The sequence below is a fragment of the Butyrivibrio sp. VCB2006 genome (genome assembly GCF_000420945.1).
In the GTDB taxonomy this organism is placed as follows: Bacteria; Bacillota; Clostridia; order Lachnospirales; family Lachnospiraceae; genus Butyrivibrio.
Genome location: NZ_ATVX01000001.1, coordinates 311,305 through 330,263, shown reverse-complemented (window position 1 = coordinate 330,263; position 18,959 = coordinate 311,305). Strand labels below are relative to the sequence as shown.

The window sequence follows — 18,959 nt, the reverse complement described above, 5'->3', positions numbered from 1 at the left end:
AATCTTTGAAAGCTTTCCTGTTATGGTCATAGTATCATTTAGTTTTGCAATATGTTAGAATTATTTTATCTCGATTAGTATTATTTTATTGTTTTGAGGAATAAATATGGACCACACTCTTTTTTCAGCTCTTTTAAAAAACCTGCTCTCTGTGGATGTCACGGATGCAACAGACATGGACAGCTCTCTTTACGCCTTTGAAAAGGAATACTGCTTCAGCATAAAGATGCAGCCCATGTTTACAAGCAAGGCGCTTTACTATCTTCTGTCCTCCTCCAAAGAAAGCATGATCTATGAGCTCATAGACCAGCTCGGTATCTGCTTGTCCTTTTTTACGTTTGATAACAGGTTTTATATAATCGGACCTTATGTAAAAGAGAAATATTCAGAGCTTAAGACAGAAACCGTACTTGCAAAAAACGATGAATCCTCATCCAAATCATTGGCGTTTAAGCTGTATTACACAGCATTTCCCATTGTGTATACCGAGCAGATCACCAGTGTTGTAAATAAATGCATAATCTCTTTTTCACCTACGGAAAGTGAGTATTCATACAGAAGACTATCGGGATTTATTCAGGATGTATCTGAAGAAGATGATAAGACAGAACTGTCCGAGAAGAATTACAGTGAAATCTACAGGAGATATGATCAGGAAAAGCAGTTCCTTTCGATGATAAGAAACGGGGATACCAAAAACATCCTGTCCGCATTTGAAAAATTGTCCGGTCCGGAGGCTCTTTCCGATTTTTCCAAAGAGACTCTTAACTACTATGCCTCGGGCTATGGTCTGGCAATACTTAAAGCTCTTTCCAGAAAAGCTGCGGAAGAATCAGGTCTTTCAGTCATTACAATAGATGAGATAACCCAAAAATACACCCAGCTTTCATCCGCTACAAACAATGCAGAACTTCAGACGCGCTATCAGATCGATATGATCGTTGAGCTGACAAAAGCTGTTCACAACCACAAGCTGTCTCTGGACAAGTATTCTCCCCACATTCAGAGGGTAATGGAATACATCAATCTTCATCTGGGGGACCATATATCAAACGATGATCTGGCGGCAAATGCCAGTATGTCCATCTCTCACCTGTCTAAGGTGTTCAAAAAAGAAACCGGCGGGACCATGACGGAGTACATCGCACTTATGCGCTGCAAAAAAGCTGCCGGACTCCTGAAAAAGACAGATCTTCCGGTCCAGGAGATCAGCAGCTACGTCGGATATTCTGACAACAATTACTTTGTGAAAGTATTTAAAAAAATATATGATCTGACGCCCTCAGAATATAGAAAAACGCGTATAGTAAGCCTATAATAGCTTTATCAATTCTTGCTGTACTGCTATTATGAACTGATATAGCCGGAAGCTTCCATCATTCCCTGGAAACACTTTTAACAAAAGCATCGAATCTTGGTAGTTTTACTTTTATGATGCCTCTATCTGAAACATCAATAAGCCCCTTATCTCTGAGTCTCTCCCTATACTGTGAAAACTCATTTTTCTTTTGCTTTGTAATTTCAAGTAGCTCCGCAACGGGCGTGACATCTTTTTTTACTATAAAAGACATAAACCATTTATCTTTTTCAGAAAGTTCTGACCACATCTTTTTATATACATAATGGCTAAGTGCCTCGTCAAATTTGGCCAATACAGTGTCTGTCACTTCATGGTTTTTCTCTTCCCATACATATTTACCCATTGCCTGGTATGCAAAAGGATAGCCCTTTGTTATTATCGCCATATTCATGGCACTTTCCTGGTCAATGCCAAACAATTTTAAATATCTGTCAGCTATGAGCGTAAGGTTTAGTGGTTCCATTTCATACTGCGGTGTCCTGTACAAAAAGGTCAGATTCTTTTCATTTTTCAAATCGCTGATGTTCTCATATAATCCCGCCATAAGCATGAAAATAGGAAGCTCTTCCCTTATCAATATCTGAAAACTACTTGCAAACTCCCTCATAGCCGGAGTGTTTGAAACCTCATCAACTGACACCAGAAGCTTTTTATTCTTCCTTTGGATCTCTTTCATAATTATTTCCAATGCGGATTCGATGTCCGCCACCGGAGACTTGGATCCTATATTAAGGCCTATTCCAAACTTAGAAAGATTAATATTCGCATCAACAAACTTTGTCAAAAACTCCTTACTGTCATAGAGCTTGCCCACCAGACTCTCTAACATATTTCTCTCTGCATTCAGTCTGATTACAATCCACTCATCGGATTCAAGAACCTGCTGTTCGATTGCAGTCATTGTCACAGTCTTGCCGCTTCCTCTTGTGCCGGTTAGCATAAAACAATTATTCTGCGTCCCATCTTCAGTCATTTCTTGAACAATCTCATCTATTATCAACTCACGGCTGATATACTGCTTTGGTACTTTTCCAAAGTTCAAAACAAAAGGATTACGTTCCATCAATTATTCCCCCTAAAGTCAACTGCTCCTACATATTTTTATATACTTCTATATACTTCCAAAGCATGTATATACTCTTATATACTTTTATATACTCTCAAATCAATTATATACTCTTATATACTTTACAACAATCCCTTACTTAAGCTCCAGTTCTTTTCCCGGCCTAAGTACTATCTTTCCGGGAGCTTCAAAGCTTTCCGCTGCCCGAAGATCGAATCCGCTTTTATCCTTTACCGGTTCCATATGATAAGGAATAGTATGCTTGGCGCCTATAACCTCTGCACATCTGGACGCCTCTTTAACATCCATATTGTAAACTCCATCGCAGCAAAGAAACGCATAATCAAGCTTTTTAGCTGCAAATCTTACCATTGATGGTGTTGTTGATGTATCACCGGACAGATAGGTCTTTATGCCATCTGAGAATGTAAGTATGAATCCTACGCATTCCGAAACATGATGGTTCTTGTTGTATCCTGCTTCCACAGTCTCAACATTTACAAATCCAAAGTCAAAGCTCTTATATTCCCCATTTTTAAGCGCATCTGACCATTTTATAAGTTTGCAGCCTTCATTCCTTGCGGTAATCAGATTATCCTGGGTGTGGTCGTAATGCCCATGAGTCATGAGGATAAGATCTGCCGGAAGGTCATAGCCATCTCCCATAAACGGATCAATGTAGATTACTTTCCCTTCTTCTGTAACAATTCTCACACTGCCATGTCCTTGATAAAGTAATTTTGCCGCCATGCTTTCTCCCTCCGTCTCGCGTAATTTCTGTATTTCTTTGATGATACTATATAGAAGCATAGAAAAAAAGAGGCTTTCACGAATTCACTTCGCAAAAGCCTCCATTACTCAAATATTAAACAATATTGGTTTATTTATATACTTCTCTAACATTCTATTAAGGAAATTCTGCCTTTTTTTCTTTTGGCGCTGTTTCTTTATCTCTAGCGCATCCATTTCCTCGATTTCAAACATGCACTCAAGCATGTTCACATAATCTCCGATTACCTTATACTCATACTTGTTTGCACGATAAAGTCTGTATTTTCCCAGGCACTCTACTATATGCCAATGCTGCGATGATTTCTTGGAAATCACCTCGCAGTTTCTCTTGTCTTCTTCAGACATAAGAAAACAATAATCACTCATTTTTAATAACGATTTACCTGTAAACATAACAACTCCTTTTGACACGCAGATGTTAATATACCAAAACTCAAAATAAATGTAAATAGATTTAGAAAAGAACTAAATTTCATTAGTTTCTCATATATATGAAACAAAATTGTCCGGACTGTGGTATACTCTTTTCTGAAAAAAGAATTTGAAAGGGGAATTACATATGATAAACGGAATGGGTCTTATTACCGGTCTGATTATCGGTGCACTTGCAGGATGGATTGCCGGCCAATTTATGAAGTGTGAAGGAGGCCTTCTTCGCAACATTATCCTTGGAATCATCGGAGGCTTCGTAGGAAACCTTGTTCTTGGCCTTGTTGGTATCCATGGAAGCGGCATTGTCGGTAACCTTATCGTTGGTGTTATCGGATCATGTCTCGTAATCTATGGCGGTAAAATGCTTCTTAAGTAAAAGACATAACGCAAATGGCTGTGCATCCTTGATAGACGCACAGCCATTTTTTAATTGTCTATTTGAACTGCAAACATTACAAAGAACAAACTATCTGACTTTGTACAGGTTGAAAGAGTTATGATCTTATCCTCAACAGTTGGTTCAATTCCTGTATCAATGTAGGTCTTGTACTCAATAGTATCAAGGAACTCTCTCATATTAGATGGATTAGCTCCAACAACGTCGTAAATATATGAATGCTGTGGCACATCCATAAATGCAAATATCAAATATCTGGATGTTCCTTCAGGTGTAATAATCTGGAAATACTTGTGACATTCAAGGAACTCAAGGTTCTCTTTGTATGCTCTAAGAGCTCCAAACATAGTACGGTTACGCATGTTGTGCCCATATATTATGGAGTTAGGGTCACTAAAGTCCGCTGATGATCTATAATCCAGGAAAAGAGCTCCTGTGTCTGAATCATTGCCGTCGTAATCCTTAATGGCATATTTGTCATTGTCACCGGCCTGCATAATAGGATAACTTAGAAGATCATCTTCAAACCAAATCCAGCCTACAGCATCAGGATGGTTCTTGATAAACTGCATTAGGCCCTCATCACTGGATTCAGATACCACAGCATTTACTAATGGTTCCTCACTTGAAGCGGATACCGCAGCATTTACTAATGGTTCCTCACTAGAAGCGGATACCGCGGACATCTCTTCAACAGAAACAGTCTCCACAATTTCTTTATCCGGAGCATCAGACTGTTTGCCTGTAGCCTTCAGATGAACTGCGGCAAAAGCAATAGCCACAATAATCACAGCTGTAAGCGCCACCACCTTAAAATTTTTGCGTGCACTCTTTAAAATACTGGCCAGCACAATAGCTGCAATCTCAAAATATATAATAAATGGTACAAGTTTTCTGTGGTTACTATTAAATTTTTTAAATGACGATAAGAGGTTCTGCATGGCTCTTTTTATACCTTATCTGCCGAATTAACAGCACTCGAAAATTTACGCACAGTTAATGATTTTATATAAAAAGCCATGTAAAAGTCAATGATTTTTCTGTGAAATAAAAAAACAAATTAAACCGGATAAATACAATTTATTTGCATAAGAAAAGGCAGCCCTTTCGGACTGCCTCTCCATTATAAATCCCATATTTACTGAACTGTCACATTAACAGATGTTCCAATCACGCCTGAGCCCTGGATTCCGAAATCAACGGAAGCTCCGCTCTCAAGTGAACTATTCCATGACATAGGAGTGATTACATATGTATCACCTTCCTCTGCGATGTTTACACACCAACTTGAATCAATCTTAACTTCGCTCTTTTTAACCTTAACAGTCCAACCATCAACTTTTGAAGTGCCTTCGTTCTTAACCTTGATAAGAACCTGATATCCGCTGCCCCAATTGTTGATTGTGTATTCTGCCTTAAGTTCGCCTGCTACAGGAGTAGGATCTACAGGTGTTGGGTCAACCGGCTGTGGATCTACTGGTGTAGGATCTACAGGTGTAGGATCAACAGGCTGTGGATCAGGATCTACCGGTGTAGGCTCTGGATCAACAGGTGTTGGATCAGGCTGCTCCTGTGATGGAATCTCTTTTCCATTGATAGTAGCAGGAGTTCCGTCAACGTGCTTCATAATTGTGCTGATGATCTCAGGATTCTTCCACTGAAGAGAATTTCTATCAATATACATATGGCACTCACCATCTGAACCAGCTGAATTGTTCTGGTAGATGTTGTTATCCCAGAGAACCATAGCAACATTGCTGTACTTAGAAGCTGTTCCCCAATAATAATCAGCCCACTTAACACGCTCTGCTGTGTTGTTTCTGTTTGTAGCACTTGTCTCGCCTACAACTACAGGAACGTTCTTTGAGAGGAACTTGGAACTAAGATCATTAAAGAATGAATCAATATCATACTTAAGATTATCATCAAACTTTGTAACATAAGTATCACTTGCAAGTGCAAAGTAATAAGGAATGTAAGCATGTACTGAAAGGATCAGTCTGTTGCTAGCTGAATCAGTTGGCATCTTGAAGCCATCTGTCATACAGCCTTCGATAGAAGCATCATATCCTGGAACCATAACGCATCTTGTAGCGTTATTTCCGCCTGTTGCTCTGATTGCATCAAGTGCAACCTGGTTGTAATCATTGATGCATGCAACGGCTTCCCTGATATCATTACTTGGGTTATTTCTTGGGAACCACCACTCTTCGCTATGTCCAACAAGTCTAGGCTCGTTCATAGTCTCAAATACAAGGTGATAATCATAGTTCTTGAATTGTGTTGCAATCTGTGTCCAAACGCACTTGAAGTATTTCTCGGAACGGCTCTTATTGGCATTGTTTGGTACATAGAAGCAATAATCAGAATTGATATCATGGTGAGTATTGAGAATTACATACATATCATTAGCGATACAGTAATCAACAACCTCTTTTACCCTGTTCATAAAGAAATCAGGAATCTTGTAGTCTGAACCGGTTGTATACTGTCCCCATGAAACAGGAATACGAATTGTGTTAAAACCAGCCTTTGCAACTTCGTCGATAAGCGCCTTAGTTGTAGCAGGATTTCCCCAATATGTCTCGTTTGAGCTGGTATAAGGGAAATTGTAACTCTGTCCGTATGAATCCAAACTGTTACCGATATTCCAACCAACTGTCATGTCTGAGACAACCTGTGCGGCTGTTCTGTCTGTTCCTCCGGCAGCATAAACTGATTTAGCCGGTATCGCACAAACACAAATAAATAAAGCTAAAAGAACTGCAAATACCCTCTTAATGCATTTAATATTGTGCATTTTAAGCACCTCCCATTTATTCTGTCGCGACATATATAATTATTATCAAAAAAACGGAATTGTCAATGATTCATTAACAATTCCGTAATAACTTCGTAAATTTTTCAACTTTATTCGTTGTTATCTGAAAATAATCACAATATCAGATATTTATAAACTGCTTAGTACTATCATTCAGCTTAACGGTTACATCATTATCGTACTTTACCAACTATTACAGCCAAGTATTAACCTTGAATACTTAGTTCAAAGTAATAACGCAATATTTCTTAGCATCATCTAGGTTATCTGTTATTGCCTTATTGATACTATTATCGTAGATTCCTGCATCTACCATTGCTGTAGCATCAGACGTCAAAATGCACATCTGGCTGCTTCCAAAGTATCTCTCTTTAAGGCTATCCATTGTATCCTCAGGACTTATGGTACCTTCAACCACATCAGGTCTGTAGTACTGAGATCTGTAATCCAGAGTACTGAAGATAACCACACTCCTGTCCGGAATTTCTGCGTAGTCTCCGTCCCAGTTCATCTGAACAATGTCATAATACGGAAGCTTGTTGGTTCGAATATGCTCTGCATAATCGCTCCAGCCAAAGATACACACAAAGGCTATAACCGCAAGTAATAATCCGTTTCTAAATCTCACATTTCTCATCTTTCCCAGCAAAAGACCTGCAATTCCAAGAGTAAGTAAAAATGATGCAGGTGCAAAAAATCTGTAATAGAAAGTATCCATTGATGAGAAGTAGCGGATAACTATAAACATTCCGTAATAAACAACTCCTGTTGTTACAAAAACAGATTCTCTCGAGAATTTCTTGGCATTTCCCAGCACAAACACAGCCAGGATAACTATAACCAATAATACAATCAGTACACTCTTTCCATAGGACAGGCCTGAAATGTATGATGGAACATCTATATGGAATACATTAAATATCTCAGCCAAAAGAGCCTTCACAAGATCTCCTGTAAGTGTCTGATAATCATCCCACCACATTGACCTTGAGACACCTGATGGCATACCATTCTGGATCTTGTTATTAAGCATATATAAAATGCACATACAGCCTGATATAAAAGCTGTTATGCCCATATATACAATCTTCCTTATATCGGCTTTCTTGCTTCCCCAAATATTATCAGCAATCAACAGGGCCATATATAACCCGATCACGAAATATGTAAATATACCAAAATATCTTGTCAGAAAACATAAAAATGCGCTAATACCCAGGAATGCATAATTCAAAACCCTATTTTCATTATCAACCAGTACTCTGTGAAGGCTAAGGGCAAATAGCACCATAAAGATGATGAATGGCAGTTCACTCCAGGAATACCAGTACAAATACATAAGACCAAGATTGGTCATAAACATAGCATAAAACCATGCATCCTTTTTGTAAGTAATCCTAAGAATAAGTATCAGCACTCCGACAAGTACCATAGAAAGGACCTTGGATGCCGCATATACTTCAAGTCCTGTTATTTTCATCATAAGTGCAATCATAGCCGGGTACAGGATTGGCCAGTTTGCAAACCAGCTACTCTTGTAGCCTGCAATCCCATCGTAGTGGAATCCGTTTCCTGCCGCCATGTTGACAGCTTCTCTAAGGTACCCTGCAGAATCAGCACTGATGTTGATACCCTCAAGATATCCGTTGATCCATATAGAAAAGCAAAGAGTGATGAACAACACTCCTAAAAAGATATCACTGCCAAAGCCCTCTAACACCTTGAGTTCGGGCACTTTCCTAAGAGCCATTACAGATCTGCCATAGCCAAAAACGATGAAACAAATAAGTGCAAGTCCAAGGATAACAGATAGTATTCTTGAATGGTAAAAAACATCTGCATAAGTTAAAGGCTTATCAGAAATCAACGTAGTTCCCAGAGAAATACCTGTATCAACGCCTTCAATGCTCTCGCTAAAAGGTAGCACCTTGTTGGTAGCGTCCAGCTGAGTCTTGATAAAAAACGGATCACATCCGTTAGCAGTAACTAAAAGCCTGTATACTACTCCCTCTTCAAGATAAAAATCGGTGTTTCCAATGCCGGTCCACTCTCCGATTACCACTGAAGACTCACCTAATTCTGCTGTCCATATCTCATTTCCGGATGCATCATCCAACACAAAAGAAATTGTTCCTTTTCCCTCCGGATTGGTATTAACCAAAACAACAGACATACTTCCCATATGGCAGCTTTCCTTAGCAGTCAGCTCTATATTCAGAGTATTTCCATCATACAGTTCCACGTAAGAAGGTGTATCAAAAAGCGGAGGATGTACATCCTCCGACTTATTCTGAAGTCCTGTATTCTTGCCTAGTATAACCTGTACAAAGCATGTCAATAAAACAACCAATGCGCATGCAATTATCTTGGCACTCTTCTTCATATTTTACCCAAGCTCCTCCGCAAGTTTCATGGCTCTTTCCATAACAACATCAGAGTTATAATGTTCATGTTCGCCCCATCTTCCAAGACCAATCACGCCCTTAGATCTGGCCTCATCAAGAATAAACCTGATTTTCTCCGGCTTATCTATAGTATTAAGAGGATAAGCGTACTCATTCATGTAGGCATAATTGCCCTTCCAATCAGAGTTTTCGTACGCCGCTGTTCTCTTTTTGACTGTCTCAACCCAGTAGCCCTTGGAATCGGGACAGAAATTACATCTACACAAAATCCTGTGATAAGGCTTGTTTGAATCCGGAACATATACCCAATGGGCCGGAGTCTTCGGATCCTCATCCACATATCTTATTTCTACGGCAGAATGTTTAAGTGCAGAAACTGCTTCTGCAAACTCATGGGAAACACCGGATAACTCAAAGCTATCCCAAGGAATTGTAGTGATAATTGTATCTGCTTGAATCTCTCTTCCATCCTCACAAGTTACAGTTCTGCTATCCAGGTCAATTTTCTTAACTCCAAGACCACAGAGGACATTTTCCTTCATGCTCTCCGCAATTCTTACAAAGGCCTCACCATATCCATATTCTTTAGGGTAAAAGAACTGGGCATGTCCCGGCTGTGTTCCATACATTCTATGCTCCTGGCATGACCTGAGTGTATCTTCATAGCTCACATTCGGAAGCTTTTCAAGCCAGTAAGTTCCAAGCTCATCCAGTGTATCTGAAAACATCTTGCTATTGTAGGGAAGCATATAGTTTTCTGCTATCTCATCACCAAGCTTCCATCTGATCCACTCGGTAAAACGAACAGGCTTTTCCTTGCCGGTATTGCATCCTGCATTCTTAATCGACTCAAGATATTTATCCTGGTACTCCTTAGGAAGCTGCCAAATATTAGCTTCAAAAGGATGACCAACCTCCATGTCGTGGATACTGATTCTTGAATCCCTGTCAAAACTGTTCCATTCATTTTCAGGAAGAAAGCGAAAAACAAACTCACATACTGCAGGTCTTCTAACATCAAGGAAATGACCTCCACCTATATCAAGAGGCTTACCATCCACTGTTTCAGATCTGCAAAGACCACCAACAGTGTTCTCTTTCTCTATAATAAGAAAATTCTTTTCACCTTTATCAGCCAGCCTTCTTCCAAGTGTAAGGCCTGAAGGTCCGGCTCCAAGGATCAAGTACTTTACTTTTTCCATATGTACCTTTCGTGTTTCTTAAGTTTAAAAAGTATTTCCAAAGCTTCTATTACAGTGCTGGCTTTAAGTCCTGTCGAAGATCCAACATAATGAATTGGAACCTCAACACAATTAAGATTTCTGCAATAGTATCTCATCTCAGTCTGATACATGTGGCCTGTGGACATAATCTGATCCAAATTGATATTCTCCAGTACATGTCTCTGAAATGCTTCATAGCCACTGGTCATATCCTTTAACCTGGTACCAAGAACAAGATTGGCAAGAATCGTTCCGCCGCTGCTAAGAATACGTCTATACAAAGGCAGGTCGCTAACTCCGCCGCCCTTTATAAATCTGGATCCCCAAACGCAGTCATAACCCTCATCCAGCTTGTCCATATACATTGGAATCTGCTTGGGATCATGGCTAAGTCCGCCATCCATCTCGATTATCCTGTCTGCTCCATCCAAGAGAGCCTGTCTGTAGCCTTCCAGATAACAGCTGATAACACCCTTAGATTCCTTATAATAAATAATCTTTATCTTTGGATTGTTTTCAGCTTTTTCTCTGATAATCTTCTCTGTATCATCCTTGGAATAATCATCGATTACCGGATAATAAAACAAATTGTCATAGGGAAGGGCCATTATCTCATCAATGACCTGTGCCATAGTATCTGCCTCATTAGCAACAGGCATAACTATTATGGTCTTAGGATTACTACTCATTATTATCTCGTCATTCCTTTATCAATATTCAACGCTTCATTCTATCATAATGACATATTCATATCAAACTATGCATTCCTGACGAATCAGCCATAAAATCAGCGCCTATATCAGCCAAATACCTTATCTCTAAGCTTCTTACCTGTCGGAGTCATAGCAAGACCGCCCTTAGCTGTCTCTTTAAGCGTTCTGGGCATCGAATCACCTACTTCAGCCATGGCATCAAGACACTCATCGGCAGGAATCTTGGCATCTATCCCTGCAAGAACCATGTCTGCGCTTGAAAAAGCTATCATAAGCCCTGAGGCATTTCTTTTTATACAGGGAATTTCAACCAGTCCTGCTACAGGATCACATACAAGTCCCATCTGACTTGATATTGCAATGGCACAGGCATCCGCACACTGCTTAGGGCTTCCGCCTCCCAGTTCAACCAATGCTGCCGCTGCCATCGCTGCTGCGCTTCCGCACTCTGCCTGGCAACCTCCTGCAGCTCCCGCAATACTTGCTCTGTTTGCAATAACCATTCCAAAAGCTGCTGCCGTAAACATACTCATGACAATATCTTTTTCATCATAACCCTTATCCTCAAAAAGGCTCACAAGACATCCCGGCAATATTCCGCAACTTCCCGCAGTTGGCGCTGCCACAATTTTACCCATACTTGCATTACATCCAGCCACAGAAAGAGCCCTGGCGATAGCTTTCGTCATAAAGCTGCCGCTAAGGCCTCCTTCGCCGGTTGTAGCATATTCATTCATAAGATAGCCTTCTCCGCCGGTCAGGCCTGACGTAGACTTCTGGTCTTTAGCCTGGCCATCCTTAACGGACTCTCTCATAATCTGAAAGCTCTTTGCCATCTTCTCATATATATCCTGCTGGGATTTCTCCATGCTCTTTGCCTGGTCCTCCAAAACGAGCTGACTTATCCTGACATTTCTATTTTCAGCTTCTTTGACCAGTTCATTTATTGATTCATATTTCAGCATTACTACCTCACACACGTCTTATCAATATGGCATTTTTGACATGTTCTATTTTCCTTATTTCATCCACCAGTTCCTCCGGCGGCTGGTTATCAATCTCAATCGTCATGATAGCGTCTCCGCCCTTTTCCTGTCTGGACAAGTGGAAATTGGAAATATTAAGATCCTCATGTTCAAAATGCATCATATGGGTAACATTCGCGATAACACCGGGCTTGTCTTCGTGCATAACAAGAATTGTGTTGTTATCACCGTTGAACTCCACATTCATGCCATTAATCTGATTGACCAGAATATTACCGCCGCCAATGCTGGCACCCTGCATAGTTCCTACAGTGCCATCCTCAAGGTAGAATTTTATCACTGCTGTATTGGGATGCGCATCCTTGATATTCTCTTTGGTAAAGGAATACTCAATGCCCTTTTCATCAGCTATAGCAAGAGCATCTCTTATTTCCGGAGAATAGCTCTTATATCCCATTATTCCCGCAAGGAGAGCTTTATCAGTTCCATGTCCCTTGTAGGTTTGGGCAAAAGAGCCTGATAAAACAATCTCAACCTTTGTAAGCTTTCTATCATCTATCAGCTTATTAACTACTCTTCCAAGCCTCACAGCCCCGGCTGTATGAGAACTTGAAGGCCCAATCATTACAGGCCCTATAATATCAAAAACGTTCATTTAAACCTCTTTGTCAGCACCTCAAAGTGCAATTTACATCGCCCTCAGGCACCGGTTCCATAGCTTTCCGCATTCACATAATCGGAATAGCTCATGCCGGCATATTTTTTAAAGCATCTTCCAAAATAGTTAGGGTCAGGAATTCCAACCTCTGCCGCAGCCTGGTACATTTTGTGGCCCTTCCTTGCTATATCCATGGCTTTGGTCATTCTGACTCCTGTTAGATACTCGATAAAATTCTTGCCTGTATCCTGCTTGAATTTTCTTGAAAGGTAACTTGCGCTAAAACCAAAATGCTGGGCTATAAATGCAAGGTTCAGCTTGGAATCAGCATAGTTTTCTTCCACATATCTCTTAATGGTCTCAGCAGCGTCAGCCTTGGAAACAGATGACCCCTCCATAACCATTTTACTATCTTCCCAAAAATCCGGAGAATTATCAAGCTTTCCTTTAACTCTTTCCAGGACCTCTGTTATCTCAGCTCTGACCATAGGTTTGAGCATATACTCAAACACTGGAAGGCTTACACACTTTCTGGCATACTCAAACTTATCAATGGCAGTCATTATTATTATAATCAGGTTTGGATATCTTCCTGTGGCAACCTGCGTAAACTCGATTCCATCCATAAAGGGCATGGAAATATCAACAAAAGCAATATCCGGCTTATATTCATCAATTGTATTTATTGCCTCTATTCCACTGGCTGCTTCCCCCACAACCTCCATATTAAGACTCGCCCAATCAATTGATGCCCTCATAAGCTTTCTTGCTGACTGCTCATCATCAATTATCATAACCCTGTACTTTCTATCCATATACCTAATCCCCGCTTTTAGCTATATAACGTTATAGTTCTCTTTTTGCCTTAATAATAAACTCGATCTGAGTGTATTCCCCTATCTCACTCTCAATCCTGACTATATCGTCTCTGCCTTCGAAAATCCTGATTCTCTGTATTGTTCCCCAAAGACCGAAGCTGTCTGCTTCCGATCTGTTCTCATTATTCTCTGTTGAAAGAATATCTTCTATCTCCTCGGGACTCATTCCAACTCCCGTATCCCACACGGAAAGATGAAGCTCATCCCCTTGAATCCTACTGCTGATCTTAATTACGCCTCTCTCTCCCTTTTGCCTGATACCATGATATATACTGTTTTCCACCAAAGGCTGCAATATCAGTTTAGGTACCACAATCTGAAGCGTATCCTCGGCAATATCGTATTCATCGTCCAGAATATCACCGTATCGCAGTTTCTGAAGCTGCAAATAGTCTTTTACAATCCATACTTCTCTGGACAGCGGAATCTCCCTGTCTCCCTTACTAAGGAAGTTCCTGTAAAAGCTTCCCAGCGTTTCGAGGGCGTCATGAACCTTGTCAGCTCCTGCATCCAATGCCATAAAACCGATTGTCTCAATAGAATTATAAAGAAAATGCGGCTTGATCTGCTCCTGTAAAACCCTCATTTCCGCTCGCTGAAGCGTTTTCTCTTTTTCTATCAGAGTATCAATAAGCTCATTCACGTGATCTATGAGACTATTATAATCCCCTTTAAGCATTTCAAGCTCAGTAGAGGGCATATCCGCATCTACCTTTTTAAGTTCACCGGTGCTCTTATTCTTGTCCATGGACTCAGAAAGCAAAAGAACCGGATCAGTAATATTCTTCCTGATAAAATTACCCACAAAGAATACCATTATCATGAATATAAGTAGAAGTGCCAAAAGAATATAAATAATGCTAAAGGGAATTCCCTCTGCACTATAGGGTGCAACTCTCAGGATTACAAATGGATATCCACTTACCTTCATCCCAGAAAGAAGCATTCTCTTTCCATCAAGCTTAACATCCCTGTTACTGGTTTTACCGGTAAAAAAATCCTTGTCAAAAAACTGCGCATAGGAGCTGTTGCCGGAAAGGAAAGTACCGTCATCTCCCATGATACAAATATCTCTGTACCCAAGCTTATTAAGCATAATATCAAAAACGCTGGTAGAAATATTCATCAACATGATTCCCTTCCTGTCCTGGGAATCAATATCATAAATGGCACGTCCTATGGTCACCACATTTCTTCCATCGGCCTTGGAGGCCACATTGTTACTGTTTAAAGAGACAACAACACTGCCCTTTCCATCGAGGATATCTCTTTTCCACTCCTCGCTATTCATTAATTCGTAATCATAATTATATGTGAACCTGTTGGTGGCAACCATGATCAGATCTTCTCTAAAGATCATGACACAGTCCACACCTTCTGTAACATTCAAAACATCCATAACACCGTATCTGGCATCGTTGATCATTCCTATATCAACACTGTCAGCATCAGCCCTAAGGAACTTAACCAGGTGATCTTCCGTCATTATGATTCTTGATAATTCTTTGTATTTCCTGATATCTGAATTGATATTACTGGACAGCGTCTTTAATACGCTTTCGGATTCTCTTTTTATATAATTCTTCTGTTCTCTGTCTGCAATGAAGTATGTGGAAATGATAAAAGAAATTGTGACAACAAAAATAAGACCCAGAATCCCCTTCTGCAAACTCGCAGAAAGTGAAACCTTCCTTCCGGTCCTACTGTTAAAGAAATCCCCACTTGAAAACTTTTTCCCCATAAAGCTCTCCCATACCTCTACAGAAAAAAGATACCACTTTTTGGCCGTTTCGCATAGTAAAACAGCACAAAAAGTGGCATCTGTAAACACATTATCCTTTTACGGCACCGGCAATGAAACTGGCCTGTATCTTGCGGCTTAGGAACAAATAAACTATGAGAGTTGGGAAAGTTGCAATCACAAGTGCTGCTCCGATTGGGCCCCAATCCGTGGTATGCTGGCCTGACAGAGCCTTAATACCAACCGGGAGGGTTCTGTGGGCCGAATCAGATATGAATACATTTGCAAACATAAATTCATTCCAGCACTGGAGGTATGAATATATTCCAACCGTAGATACAGCCGGCTTCATCAGCGGTAATATGATGGTAAAAAATGTTCTGAAAAGGCCGCAGCCATCGATTCTTGCCGCTTCATCAAGGGCATAGGGAATCTCTGACATAAAGCCTGTACATATCAGAATTGCCATGGAAAGCGCAAAAGCTGAGTACGGAACAATAAGTGTTGAGTACTTGTTAAGCCAGTGAGCTTTACTCATTACAACATACACAGGAACAATTGATGCCTGGATAGGAATCGTAAGTCCCAGCATAAAGAATGCATTTGTAAGCTTGCTGAATCTCCATTTGATTCTGGTTATGGCATAACAGGCCATCATGGCTGCCATGATTGAAATTGCAATAGCCAGAGTGGTTACCAGCAAACTGTTAAAGAAATATAGTGCCATATTTCCCGTATGAAGCGCCGTGGTAAAGTTTGACCACAGCCATTCTTTGGGAAGACCAATAATGTTTGCTCCAAATATTTCTTCGTTGGACTTAAGTGAAAAAGTAAACATGAAATATATTGGAAACAGATTTATAATAGCCCAAATCACCAGAAAGATATCTATAAGAACCTTGATGACAGGATTTTCTTCTTTTAATGTGTAGCTTTCCATCTTTTAATCATCCTTTTCTTTAAATGCTGCACTTATCAAAAGAGCAAAAGCAAAGCATAGAATAATAAGCATTACCGAAATGGTACTTCCCATTCCGTAGCGGTTTCTAAGGAACAACATATTCTCAAGAAGCGTACTGGGGACTTCCGTAGACTGGAAAGGACCACCCTCAGTGAGGATACGTACAAGGTCATAAGTCTTAAGTGAACCTGTAACCGCAAAAATAACACTAACTCTAATGATTGGCTTGATAATTGGAATTACAACATATCTGTCAACCTGCCACTTAGTTGCACCATCAAGCATTGCTGCTTCTCGAAGATCTAAGTCAACGCCCTTAACTCCTGCAAACATAAGAAGCATATGGTAGCCGACATATTGCCATACTGTCGGAACGATGATACTTCCAAGGGCGGTCTTAACATCACCTACCCAAACATGTTTCCAGCTTTCAAGTCCCACAGCTTCAAGGAATCTGTTCAAAACACCATAATCCGGATTATAGATTTTAAGCCACAGCTGACCAATAACTACTGTAGAAATCAGTACCGGCATAAAGAAAATTGAAAGGAATGTTCTTTCTTTTCTTGTCTCATGTCTTCCCAGCAAAAGAGCTAAAGCAAGTGCCAAAGGGAGCTGGACAAACACAGAAAAGAACGCCAATATAAGTGAGTTTTTAAGTGAATTTATGAACTTGATAGAGCCATTGGTAAACAACTCTACATAATTATCAAAACCAATAAAAGTACCTTCAGAAAAACCGTTCCAGTCGTACATACTCCTGTAAACTGACACTGCAATGGGCGCTATCAGAATACTTACAAACAGCAGTAGTCCCGGCAAAAGAAAAACAAAGATAGCAATCCCCTCTTCTATCTTCCTTTTTCTCTTCTCATTTTTTACATTATTTTCATTCATACCTGGCCTCTCATAACCATTTTTGTAAAAAAGATCCTTCCTCACTTCCCGACTGGGGATGCAAGGAAGGACCCAAGATGGAACTATTTAGATTTAATTAGGAGCGATTACCTTATATCTTTTGCAAGGCCCTCAATAAACTGTGGTCCGTCAAGAAGACATCCGTAAACCTGATCTACATATGAAAGATATGTGTTAGCATCATCAGCTGTCATAGCTGTGTCACCGAAGAGTACAAATGAATCTGCGTTTGCACAAATCTCAGCAACTGTCTGTGTAAGAGGGTTAACTGCACTTGTGTCGCCGTATGGTGTCCAAGCTGGAAGTCCGCAGCCATCAAGATATCCATAGTGGCAGATGAGCTTACCAAGCTCCATAGCGTACTTAGCTGCTACTTCTGCGTTTGGTGAAGATGCTGCTACTGCAAGTGTATCTGAAGGTCCGCCGATAAGCTGACCAAGCTTAGCCTTGTCTGCATTGATTACAGGGAACTCAGCAACCTTAACCTTTGCAAGGAACTCTTCGTTAGCTGCAAAGTCTGCGCAGTTCCATGTACCATTCATATAGAATGCATACTTGCCAGCCATGAAGTTGTTCTTAACTTCGTCGTTTGTAAGGCCGATTCCTGAAGGATCAAAGTAACCGTTGTTAACAAGTGCCTGGAATGTATCAACAGCTGCACCAACATCTGCATTATCCCATGTAGCTCTTCCAAGGAAGATATCGTTGAGAGCATCAGCACCAACGCTCTTCTCAATTACTGACTCAAGGTACTCAGTTACGCACCATGTCTCTTTTCCTGCACATCCGAAAGGAATGATTCCCTTAGCCTTGAGAGCATCACAGCACTCGATGAACTCTTCATATGTTCCAGGAACTTCTGTATATCCTACTTCACCAAGGAGATCCATGTTAGCGAAAAGACCAACGATGTTCATAGTTGTAGGAACGCCGTAGTGCTTTCCATCATATGTTGTGTTACCAAGCATGTTCTCTGGAAGTTCACTTGCAAATTCAGGATAAATATCATCCAGACAGTAAACCTTACCAGCGTCTACGAAGTCGCCAAGGAACGCACATGACCAAGTGAAGAAGATATCAGGCATTTCGTTAGCTGAAACAGCTGCCTTGATCTTGGTCTTGTAAGACTGGTTCTCAAATGCTTCCCAGTTAAGAGTAATGTTAGGATACTTCTCTGCCATCTCAGCGATAGCTGCTTCATAAGCGTGACGGTTTGAGTCACTCTCGGTAGCAATACACCACATGTTAAGTGTGATCTGCTCGTCTGAACCTGCTGATGCTGTCTCTGTTGTCTCTTCCTTCTGAGTAGTCTCTGTAGTTGTCTCTGTCTTGGTTTCTGTGTTAGCAGAACCTGTGTCAGTTGTTGGAGCCGGTGAAGCGCTTCCACATCCAAAGAGTGAAAGTGTCATGATGCCAGCCATAACGATTGAAGCAATACGTCTCTTCATTTCAAACCTCCCTTTTCTGAATAAGAAATGATTTTTTTGCGGCCCCACAAGCCGCTTATCTCTATCTAAAATATAAAATATTTGTAAACTATATTGAATGTAAATCTTTTACTTTATTAAGCACATTTTTTACTTTTTCACAAAAAAAATACCATTATAC

17 protein-coding genes are annotated in these 18,959 nt (G+C 40.4%); 2 read left to right on the top strand and 15 right to left on the bottom strand.

What is annotated here, in order from left to right; translation table 11 throughout:
- Positions 1-106 precede the first annotated feature (106 nt).
- Positions 107-1,318 (top strand): AraC family transcriptional regulator, encoded by a 1,212-nt coding sequence (locus tag G613_RS0101430; RefSeq protein WP_029230952.1) that lies wholly within the window; start codon positions 107-109, stop codon positions 1,316-1,318.
- A 58-nt stretch (positions 1,319-1,376) separates the two neighbouring features.
- On the opposite strand, the gene G613_RS0101425 is transcribed toward G613_RS0101430, so the two are convergent.
- The 3 genes from G613_RS0101425 to G613_RS0101415 form a co-directional block, all read right to left on the bottom strand.
- Entirely contained in the window at positions 1,377-2,423 is a 1,047-nt protein-coding gene (locus tag G613_RS0101425) for a hypothetical protein (RefSeq protein WP_029230951.1), read from the bottom strand.
- Between the two features lie 138 nt (positions 2,424-2,561).
- A complete protein-coding gene (locus G613_RS0101420; protein ID WP_029230950.1) occupies positions 2,562-3,176 on the bottom strand; it encodes an MBL fold metallo-hydrolase in 615 nt (204 codons plus the stop codon).
- A 108-nt stretch (positions 3,177-3,284) separates the two neighbouring features.
- A complete protein-coding gene (locus G613_RS0101415) occupies positions 3,285-3,611 on the bottom strand; it encodes a hypothetical protein (protein WP_155828005.1) in 327 nt (108 codons plus the stop codon).
- 166 nt (positions 3,612-3,777) lie between these two features.
- On the opposite strand from G613_RS0101415, the gene G613_RS0101410 reads away from it, so the two are divergent.
- Positions 3,778-4,026 (top strand): GlsB/YeaQ/YmgE family stress response membrane protein, encoded by a 249-nt coding sequence (locus G613_RS0101410; protein ID WP_242826114.1) that lies wholly within the window; start codon positions 3,778-3,780, stop codon positions 4,024-4,026.
- Positions 4,027-4,076: 50 nt separating this feature from the next.
- Here the strand turns inward: G613_RS0101410 and G613_RS18300 are convergent, their stop codons facing one another.
- The 12 genes from G613_RS18300 to G613_RS0101350 form a co-directional block, all read right to left on the bottom strand.
- A complete protein-coding gene (locus tag G613_RS18300) occupies positions 4,077-4,988 on the bottom strand; it encodes a class B sortase (RefSeq protein WP_029230947.1) in 912 nt (303 codons plus the stop codon).
- A 197-nt stretch (positions 4,989-5,185) separates the two neighbouring features.
- On the bottom strand, positions 5,186-6,847 hold the full coding sequence (locus tag G613_RS0101400; RefSeq protein WP_029230946.1) for a cellulase family glycosylhydrolase: 1,662 nt from the start codon (positions 6,845-6,847) through the stop codon (positions 5,186-5,188).
- Positions 6,848-7,088: 241 nt separating this feature from the next.
- Positions 7,089-9,251, bottom strand: coding sequence for a glycosyltransferase family 39 protein (locus G613_RS0101395; RefSeq protein ID WP_029230945.1), 2,163 nt, complete (start codon positions 9,249-9,251; stop codon positions 7,089-7,091).
- A gap of 3 nt (positions 9,252-9,254) precedes the next feature.
- Positions 9,255-10,475 (bottom strand): protoporphyrinogen/coproporphyrinogen oxidase, encoded by a 1,221-nt coding sequence (locus tag G613_RS0101390; RefSeq protein WP_029230944.1) that lies wholly within the window; start codon positions 10,473-10,475, stop codon positions 9,255-9,257.
- The gene (locus G613_RS0101385) at positions 10,463-11,185 is read right to left on the bottom strand and encodes a glycosyltransferase (protein WP_029230943.1); all 723 of its coding nucleotides are present in this window, start codon (positions 11,183-11,185) and stop codon (positions 10,463-10,465) included. The genes G613_RS0101390 and G613_RS0101385 overlap by 13 nt, the downstream gene beginning before the upstream one ends.
- A gap of 110 nt (positions 11,186-11,295) precedes the next feature.
- Positions 11,296-12,174, bottom strand: a complete 879-nt coding sequence (gene sdaAA, locus G613_RS0101380) for an L-serine ammonia-lyase, iron-sulfur-dependent, subunit alpha (RefSeq protein ID WP_029230942.1) — start codon at positions 12,172-12,174, stop codon at positions 11,296-11,298.
- Positions 12,175-12,181: 7 nt separating this feature from the next.
- Positions 12,182-12,850, bottom strand: coding sequence for an L-serine ammonia-lyase, iron-sulfur-dependent subunit beta (gene sdaAB / locus G613_RS0101375; RefSeq protein ID WP_029230941.1), 669 nt, complete (start codon positions 12,848-12,850; stop codon positions 12,182-12,184).
- A 44-nt stretch (positions 12,851-12,894) separates the two neighbouring features.
- On the bottom strand, positions 12,895-13,668 hold the full coding sequence (locus tag G613_RS0101370) for a response regulator transcription factor (protein WP_029230940.1): 774 nt from the start codon (positions 13,666-13,668) through the stop codon (positions 12,895-12,897).
- Positions 13,669-13,699: 31 nt separating this feature from the next.
- Positions 13,700-15,472, bottom strand: coding sequence for a sensor histidine kinase (locus G613_RS0101365; RefSeq protein ID WP_029230939.1), 1,773 nt, complete (start codon positions 15,470-15,472; stop codon positions 13,700-13,702).
- Between the two features lie 91 nt (positions 15,473-15,563).
- A complete protein-coding gene (locus G613_RS0101360; RefSeq protein ID WP_029230938.1) occupies positions 15,564-16,412 on the bottom strand; it encodes a carbohydrate ABC transporter permease in 849 nt (282 codons plus the stop codon).
- A 3-nt stretch (positions 16,413-16,415) separates the two neighbouring features.
- The gene (locus G613_RS0101355) at positions 16,416-17,330 is read right to left on the bottom strand and encodes a carbohydrate ABC transporter permease (RefSeq protein WP_029230937.1); all 915 of its coding nucleotides are present in this window, start codon (positions 17,328-17,330) and stop codon (positions 16,416-16,418) included.
- A gap of 107 nt (positions 17,331-17,437) precedes the next feature.
- Positions 17,438-18,799: an ABC transporter substrate-binding protein gene (locus G613_RS0101350; RefSeq protein WP_029230936.1), complete on the bottom strand. Its 1,362-nt coding sequence runs from the start codon at positions 18,797-18,799 to the stop codon at positions 17,438-17,440.
- Between the last annotated feature and the right edge of the window lie 160 nt (positions 18,800-18,959).